Source organism: Mycobacterium sp. Root135 (genome assembly GCF_001426545.1).
In the GTDB taxonomy this organism is placed as follows: Bacteria; Actinomycetota; Actinomycetes; order Mycobacteriales; family Mycobacteriaceae; genus Mycobacterium.
This window is the reverse complement of sequence record NZ_LMEZ01000005.1, coordinates 1150213-1157614: the sequence shown is the minus strand read 5'-3', so window position 1 is coordinate 1157614 and position 7402 is coordinate 1150213. Positions and strand designations below refer to the sequence as shown.

The window sequence follows — 7402 nt, the reverse complement described above, 5'->3', positions numbered from 1 at the left end:
CCCTCGAAGTCGCCGCCGCCCTCAACATCAGCCGCGACCTGGCCGCCAGCCACGTCCGCTACGCCCACGCCCTACGGTTCTCCCTGCCCCGGCTGGGGCGGGCGTTCATCGCCGGCGACATCGACGAAGCAGTGTTCCGGGCGTGTGTGTTCCGCACCGGGCTGATCGTCGACGAGGACACCCTGGCCATGGTCGACGCCGAACTGGCGATCACCGCCCCACGCTGGGGATCGTGCAGCCGCTCCCAACTCGCCACCCGSATCGACCAGGTGGTGGCGAAGGTCGACTTGGACGCGGTGCGGCGCCGCCGCGATCGGGTTGCCGGCAGGGACGTGGTCGTCGGGGACGTCGACAACGGGCTGACCGAGATCACCGCCATCGTCACMGCCCCCGACGGGCACGCCTTCGACGACCGCCTCACCGCACTGGCCCACACCGTGTGTGAGGCCGACGGGCGCACCCTGGCCCAGCGCCGCTCCGACGCCGTCGGGGTGCTCRCCGCCGGCGGGGACCGCCTCGGGTGCCGCTGCGGCCTGTCGGAGTGCCCGGCCGCCGGTGCGGTGGCCAGTGCGGTGGTCATCCACGTCATCGCCGAGCAGGCCACCGTCGACGGCACCGGTGTCACCCCAGGGTCGATGATCGGGTTSGARGGGYTGATCCCGCCGGAGATGATCGCCGAACTGGCGAAGGCTGCCCGGTTGCGGCCGTTGGTGCACCCCAGGGACTGCCGGGCCGAGGGTGGGTACGTGCCGTCACGAGGGTTGGCSGACTWCGTGCGGTGCCGGGATCTGACGTGCCGGTTCCCCGGCTGCAGCGCCCCGGCCACCCGCTGCGACCTCGACCACACCGTCCCGCACGGTCGGGGCGGGCCGACCCAGGCGTCGAACCTGAAGTGCCTGTGCCGTTTTCATCATCTGGTCAAGACGTTCTGGAGGTGGTCCGACGAACAACTCGTCGACGGCACCCTCATCTCTCCATCGCGTCGGCGAGCTCGTTGATCACCNGGGCCGACCCAGGCGTCGAACCTGAAGTGCCTGTGCCGTTTTCATCATCTGGTCAAGACGTTCTGGAGGTGGTCCGACGAACAACTCGTCGACGGCACCATCATCTGGACCTCACCGGCCGGGGACCGATACGTCACCCACCCCGGCAGCGCCATCGTCTCCCCATCACTGTGCGCACCGACCGCCCCAATGATCCTCGACACCCGAGACCAGGTGCACGACGAGTCCGATTCCGCGGGTTCCGACCGGACCGCGAAGATGCCGCGCCGCCGGCGCACCCGCGCCCACCAACGCGCCCACGACATCACCGCCGAACGAACCGCCAACCACCACCAACGCACCACCACACCCGCGGCCCCGGCCCTCGTCGACGACGACCCCAGCCCACCACCCTTCTAGGCAGGGCCTATGCCGATGCGGCTGGGATCCGATCACGTCGTCTACACCAGCGCCGTGCGGTTGCCTGTTTCTCCGCGACTTCTCTGCGGCCGAAAACGGTCCGATGCGGTCAAAGTGGTGCGGCAACGAATGAATTGCCGCCACAGTCAGTTAGACCGCAAGCTAGACGCGTCAAACGCGAACGTGAATCCGACGCGCAGTGGAACTAGTTGCCCGCGGGGGCCGCAACTTCGGGCGGCGGTGCGTCAGCGGGAGCCGGGGGCGCTTCGCCCGCCGGCACGTTGGCTGGCACGGCCAAGGTGAACGGCACGGTTGCCGACCGCAGGTTTCCCAGCTGGACGACCAGGTTGTAGGTGCCCGGCCCGATCGGCTGGCGCGGAAGCGGGCAGTTGGCGGCGGAACCCATCCCGGTCCACGTCACCTCGGTGGTCACCTGCTCGCCGGGGTTGAACGTCTTCACCAACGTCTCGTTGGACGGTGCGCAGTCGAGGTTCGACCACAGCCGGTTGTTGTCGAGTCCGTACACGTAGGCCGCCAGCACCGCGGCGCCGACGTCGCGCTTGCACGCCACCAGGCCGATGTTGGTGACCACCATCGTGAACTTTGGCTGATCACCGACGACGTAGTTGGGCTGACTGGTGATGCCCTTGACCGCCAACGTGGAGTCGGGGCAGTCGTCGCCCTCCTTGAGCACCGGCGGCGGGGCGACGGCCTCGACTGCGGTCGGAGTCGGCGGCGGCGACTGCTGGGCGGGCGGCAGGATCGGCGTCTTGACCTCGGGGTTCGCCCCCGGAAGTTGAGGCGCAGACGCGGCGGGAGTCGAGGTCGGCTGGGTGGGAGCCGAGTCTCCGCTGCTGTTCGCGAACACCACCACGACGATGGCAATGACGATGACGAGCGCGAGCGCTCCGACGCCTATCGCGAGGAACCGCCTGCGCCGGTAGATCTCCGGCGGCAGCGGGTGATGCGGTTCGGTGTCCAGCACACATACACGGTAAGGCGGTGTCGGGTCATGACGTCCGACCTCGCCCGGCGTGTCGCCGGTGGGCTACTCCACTCCGATGTCGCCGAGGTGCTCTCGAAGGCGCGCGCGACCGTCGGCAAGCTGGTAGGTCACGCCCGCGATGGCCAGCGCGCCGGAGTCAACGGCGTCCGAAACCGCCTTCGACCGACTGACGAGCTGCCGCGCAGTTGCGGTGACGTGGCGGGCTTCGAACTCGTCGACCCTCGTCAGACCCTCCTTGCGTCCCATCAGGATCGACGGGGTGACGCGTTCGACGATGTCGAGCACATAGCCGCCCGGCACATCGCCGTCGTCGAGCGCTGCCAGCGTGGCCTTGACCGCGCCACAGCTGTCGTGCCCGAGCACGACGATGAGCGGCACGCTCAGCACAGTGACCGCGTACTCGATCGAGCCGAGTACCGCCGAATCCAGCACGTGGCCCGCGGTTCGCACCACGAACATGTCGCCGAGGCCCTGGTCGAAGATGATCTCGGCGGCGACCCGACTGTCGGCGCATCCGAACACCACCGCGGTCGGCTTCTGGCCCTCGGCGAGGCTCGCGCGGTGCTGGATGCTCTGGCTGGGGTGCTCCGGGGTACCAGCGACGAAACGGTCGTTACCCTCGCTGAGTGCCTTCCATGCAGTTATCGGGCTTGTATTCGGCATGGCCACATTGTGCCTGGAGCACGCGCTGATGGTCGACGCGGGCGAACTCCTCAAATGGTATTCACATGCGCAGCGAGATCTGCCGTGGCGACAGCCGGGTGTCTCGGCGTGGCAAATCCTGGTCAGCGAGTTCATGTTGCAGCAGACCCCCGTCGCGCGGGTCGAGCCGATCTGGCGCGACTGGGTGGCCCGCTGGCCGACGCCGTCCGCCACCGCCGCCGCGAGCGCGGCCGACGTCCTGCGGGCGTGGGGAAAGCTCGGCTACCCCCGTCGGGCCAAGCGGTTGCACGAATGCGCGACCGTGATCGCCACCGAACACGGCGACGTGGTGCCCGACGACGTCGACGCGTTGCTGGCGCTGCCCGGCGTCGGCGCATACACCTCACGGGCGATCGCCTGTTTCGCCTACGGCAAGCGAGTTCCGGTGGTGGACACCAACGTGCGCCGCGTGGTCGCCAGGGTCGTCCACGGCAGGGCCGACTCCCCCGCCAGCGTCCGCGACCTCGCCGACGTCGACGCCATCCTGCCCAATGACGAACGCGCGCCGGTGTTCTCGATCGCCCTGATGGAGCTTGGGGCGATCGTGTGCACGGCCCGGTCACCGAAGTGCGGGGTGTGTCCGCTGAGTATCTGTGCGTGGCGCTCGGCCGGTTTCCCGCCGTCGACCGAGCCGGCCCGGCGAGTGCAGAAGTTCGCCGGCACGGACCGACAGGTCCGCGGTCGGCTGTTGGACGTGTTGCGCGCCGACGCGGCTCCGGTGACGCGGGCCCAGCTCGACGTGGCGTGGCTGACCGATACCGCCCAGCGCGACCGCGCGTTGGACTCGTTGCTCACCGACGGCCTCGTCGAGCAGACCGCCGACGGCTTGTTCGCGCTCAGCGGAGAAGGTGGTGAAGCCGGACCGCCAAACGTGCTGGTGAACTAGCCTTGAACGGTGGCCGTACCCGTCTCCCGGGCTCCGCGCACTCGTTACGCATCGCGGGGCGATCTGGACATCGCGTACCAGGTGATCGGCGACGGCCCGGTTGATCTCGTCGTGATGCCGGGCCCGTTCGTTCCGATCGACTCGATCGACTCCGAACCCTCGATGTACCGCTTCTACCGCCGACTGTCGTCGTTCTGCCGGGTGATCCGATTCGATCACCGCGGGATGGGGATGTCCTCGCGCATCGGAGCGGACAAGATCACCCCGGCCTGCTGGGCCGAGGACGCCGTTGCGGTCATGGACGCCGTCGGTTGCGAGAGCGCCACCGTCATGTGCTCGGGGTACACCGCGGTGAGCGCGCTCTTCCTGGCAGCCGATCGCCCCGAGCGCGTTGCCAAGCTGGTGGTGGTCAACGGTTCCCCCCGCGTGCTGTGGGCGCCCGACTACGAGGCGGGAACCCAGCCCCGCACCGCCGGCTCGTTCGCGACGGCGTCGACGGCGGCAGATGCCGTGGAACGCGGCGTCGACGTGCTCGCCATGGTCGCGCCGTCGGTCGCCGACAACCAAGCCTTCCGAACCTGGTGGGACGCCGCGGGCAACCGGGCGGCCTCGCCGAGCATGGCCAGGCGCTCCAGCCAGGCCCTCACCGACGCCGACGTGCGGGACAAGCTGCCCGCCATCACCGCGCCGACACTGATCGTGCACCGTGAGGACGCCACGTTCGTCGGCGTCGGCCACGGCCGGTACCTCGCCGAGCACATCCCGGGGGCGCGCTACGTCGAATTACCCGGCGCCGACACGCTCTATTGGGTCGGCGACGCGATGCCGCTCCTCGCCGAGATCGAGGAGTTCGTCACCGGGTCGCGTGGCGGCTCGGATGCCGAGCGCGTGCTCACCACGATCGTGTTCACCGACATCGTCGGGTCGACGCAGCGCGCCGCCGCCCTAGGCGACGACCATTGGCGCGACCTGCTCGACAGTCACGACAATCTGGTGCGACGGGAACTCAGACGCTTCGGCGGACGCGAAGTCAACACCGCCGGTGACGGTTTCGTCGCGACGTTCAGCAGCCCGAGCGTGGCACTGGATTGCGCCGAACAGATCGTCGGCTCGGTCGCGACCCTCGGCGTCGACGTCCGGGTCGGCATTCACGCCGGTGAGGTGGAGGCCCGCGGACAGGACATCGCGGGTATGGCCGTGCACATCGGCGCGCGGATCACGGCGCTGGCGGGCCCTGGTGAAGTGCTCGTCTCCTCGACGGTGCGCGAAATCGTGACGGGCTCACACCGGACGTTCAGCGACCGCGGCGAGCACCGGCTCAAGGGCGTGCCGGGCGCCTGGTGCGTCTACGCACTCTGAAACCCAAGCCCTGTAACCGCTAAGCCGTTGCTGCACAATCGGAGTCGTCGCCGGAGAAGCGGCGCCGATAGTCCGAAGGGGTGACGCCGACGACCCGGCGAAAGTGGTGGCGCAGCAGGGTCGCGGTGCCGAAACCCGCCTTGTCGGCCACCCGGTCGACGTCGAGGTCGGTCTCCTCGAGCAGGCGGCGGGCGAAGAGCACCCGCTGGTCGGTTACCCACTGCATCGGAGTGCGGCCGGTCTCCTCGACGAACCTGCGCGCAAAGGTCCTCGCCGACATGTTGGCTCTGGCGGCGAGCGTTCCAACGGTGTGCGGCTCGTCGAGGTTGGAAAGAACCCAATCCAATTGCGGCGCAAAACCTTCCGAACATCGAACCGGAATGGGTTGCTCGATGTACTGGCGTTGACCACCGTCGCGCTGTGGCGGCACCACCATGCGGCGGGCGATGGTGTTGGTGACTTCGCTCCCCAGTTCGCGGCGCACCAGGTGCAGGCAGGCGTCGATGCCCGCGGCGGTGCCCGCGCTGGTGATCAGGTTGCCGTCGTCGACGAACAGGACGTTGCGGTCGACCTCCGCCGTGGGGTGGCGGGCCGCCAGGTCGTCGGCGTGCATCCAGTGCGTCGTGCACTTGCGCCCGTCGAGAAGTCCTGCGGCGCCGGCCAGGAACGCGCCCGAACAGACGGTCAGGATGGTCGACCCTGCCTCGGCGGCGGCCCGCACGGCGGCGAGCGCCTCCTCCGGGTAGTCGGTTCCGACGAACGCGGGGATGGCGACCAGGTCGGCCCCGACGAGGGCGTCGAGTCCCGAGTCGGGCACCAGGTACGCGCCCACCGACATCCGCAGGGGCACGCCGGGTTGTGGCCCGCAGACCTTGAAGTCGAAGTTGGGCACGCCGTCGGCCGACCGGTCGATGCCGAAGACCTCGCAGATCACCCCGAACTCGAAGGGGGCGACCCCGTCGAGGACCAACGCAGAGACGCTCTTGAGCATGGCAGCATCTTAATGCACCATGTCTGCACTGCCACTGTTGGCGGAATGTTTTCGGTCAAATAATTGCTGCCATGAACGTGATACTTGCATTCCTGATCCTGTCCGCGCCCTTCGCACTCGCCGCACTGCTGAGTTGGGCCAGCCACCGCAACGACACGTTGCGCGGCCACCTCGTCAACCAGTTCGGCGACCCGGACTGGTACCGCGTTCAGCACGATGCCGACGCCGCCCGCACCCGCTTCGAGAAGGTCCCGGCCTGGCCTGCGTCAGGCAGGACGGGCGAACATCGCTAGGAAAACTGGGCCAGGAACGGCTCGACCGCGTCGCGGTACTCCCGCGGTGCGTCGTCGTGAACGAGGTGGCCCGCCCCCGGCACCCGCAGGTATGCCACCTGCGCGCCGGTCGTCCGCATCCGGTCCATCTGACCGGGCGGCGTGACGGAGTTGCCCGCCTCGACGAGCAACGTCGGCGCGCGCACCTCGTGCCACTGCTGCCAGTAGTCGCGCTCTCCCCACTGCGCCGCGATTTCGATCCAGCGCTCGGGTCGGCCGTGCAGTCGCCACCCGGTGTCGGTGCGGTCGAACGCCTCCGCGAAGTACCGTCCGGCGACCGGCCCGAACTCGTCGAGCACCTGCTGCTCGGAGCCGAATTCGGCCGGCAACGCGCGCAGCCAGGGCTCCCACGGACCGGTCGTCCTGCCGCGGAAGTCGGGCGCCATGTCCTCGACGACAAGCGCCGTCACCAGATCCGGCCGAGCCGCGGCGAGACACCAGGAGTGCAGCCCACCCATCGAATGACCGACCAGCGTGGCGGGTCGCCCGAGCGCTTCCACGGCCTCGGCCAGATCGTCGACGAACCGCTCCGTGCTGACGGGATGCGGATCCGCGACGTCGCGGCCGCGGTGCCACGGCGCGTCGTAGGTGTAGACCTCGCCACGCTCGGTCAGCCACGGCAGCTGCCGCGACCACGTCGTCCCCCGGCCCATCAACCCGTGCACCAGGACGATGGGCGCGCCGGCTCCGCCGCGGCCCACCAGCAAGTCCGAAGCCATGCCC

General features: G+C 69.2%; 8 protein-coding genes and 1 pseudogene. 5 read left to right on the top strand and 4 right to left on the bottom strand.

Annotation, left to right across the window (positions count from 1 at the left end; genetic code table 11):
* Window positions 1-998: HNH endonuclease signature motif containing protein (locus tag ASD37_RS16650; RefSeq protein WP_056552985.1), on the top strand; the 998-nt coding region annotated here is incomplete at its 5' end.
* Window positions 999-1004: 6 nt separating this feature from the next.
* Window positions 1005-1403: pseudogene (locus tag ASD37_RS32310) on the top strand (hypothetical protein); the annotation flags it as partial.
* Between the two features lie 205 nt (window positions 1404-1608).
* On the opposite strand, the gene ASD37_RS16640 reads toward ASD37_RS32310, so the two are convergent.
* Together ASD37_RS16640 and ASD37_RS16635 are read right to left on the bottom strand one after the other, a co-directional pair.
* Complete coding sequence (locus ASD37_RS16640) at window positions 1609-2388, bottom strand: hypothetical protein (protein WP_056552981.1); 780 nt, start codon at window positions 2386-2388, stop codon at window positions 1609-1611.
* A 63-nt stretch (window positions 2389-2451) separates the two neighbouring features.
* A complete protein-coding gene (locus ASD37_RS16635; protein WP_056553532.1) occupies window positions 2452-3072 on the bottom strand; it encodes a carbonic anhydrase in 621 nt (206 codons plus the stop codon).
* Here ASD37_RS16635 and ASD37_RS16630 point away from each other — a divergent pair.
* Both ASD37_RS16630 and ASD37_RS16625 read left to right on the top strand, forming a co-directional pair.
* Complete coding sequence (locus tag ASD37_RS16630; protein ID WP_235568352.1) at window positions 3071-3997, top strand: A/G-specific adenine glycosylase; 927 nt, start codon at window positions 3071-3073, stop codon at window positions 3995-3997. The two genes, ASD37_RS16635 and ASD37_RS16630, sit on opposite strands and share 2 nt — an antisense overlap.
* A 9-nt stretch (window positions 3998-4006) precedes the next feature.
* On the top strand, window positions 4007-5356 hold the full coding sequence (locus tag ASD37_RS16625) for an adenylate/guanylate cyclase domain-containing protein (protein WP_056552978.1): 1350 nt from the start codon (window positions 4007-4009) through the stop codon (window positions 5354-5356).
* 19 nt (window positions 5357-5375) lie between these two features.
* On the opposite strand, the gene ASD37_RS16620 is transcribed toward ASD37_RS16625, so the two are convergent.
* Window positions 5376-6347 (bottom strand): helix-turn-helix domain-containing protein, encoded by a 972-nt coding sequence (locus tag ASD37_RS16620; RefSeq protein ID WP_056552977.1) that lies wholly within the window; start codon window positions 6345-6347, stop codon window positions 5376-5378.
* A gap of 71 nt (window positions 6348-6418) precedes the next feature.
* Here ASD37_RS16620 and ASD37_RS16615 point away from each other — a divergent pair, with 71 nt between their 5' ends.
* Window positions 6419-6640, top strand: coding sequence for a hypothetical protein (locus tag ASD37_RS16615; protein ID WP_056552974.1), 222 nt, complete (start codon window positions 6419-6421; stop codon window positions 6638-6640).
* Here the strand turns inward: ASD37_RS16615 and ASD37_RS16610 are convergent.
* Window positions 6637-7398 (bottom strand): alpha/beta fold hydrolase, encoded by a 762-nt coding sequence (locus ASD37_RS16610; protein WP_056553526.1) that lies wholly within the window; start codon window positions 7396-7398, stop codon window positions 6637-6639. The genes ASD37_RS16615 and ASD37_RS16610 overlap by 4 nt on opposite strands.
* Window positions 7399-7402: the final 4 nt, after the last annotated feature.

What these genes read in the sequence shown, in the direction of transcription:
- ASD37_RS16630 (WP_235568352.1), top strand. Translation starts at nt 3,071, where the DNA reads ATGGCCACATTGTGCCTGGAGCACGCGCTGATGGTCGACGCGGGCGAA.
- ASD37_RS16635 (WP_056553532.1), bottom strand. Translation starts at nt 3,072, where the DNA reads ATGCCGAATACAAGCCCGATAACTGCATGGAAGGCACTCAGCGAGGGT.
- ASD37_RS16620 (WP_056552977.1), bottom strand. Translation starts at nt 6,347, where the DNA reads ATGCTCAAGAGCGTCTCTGCGTTGGTCCTCGACGGGGTCGCCCCCTTC.
- ASD37_RS16615 (WP_056552974.1), top strand. Translation starts at nt 6,419, where the DNA reads ATGAACGTGATACTTGCATTCCTGATCCTGTCCGCGCCCTTCGCACTC.
- ASD37_RS16610 (WP_056553526.1), bottom strand. Translation starts at nt 7,398, where the DNA reads ATGGCTTCGGACTTGCTGGTGGGCCGCGGCGGAGCCGGCGCGCCCATC.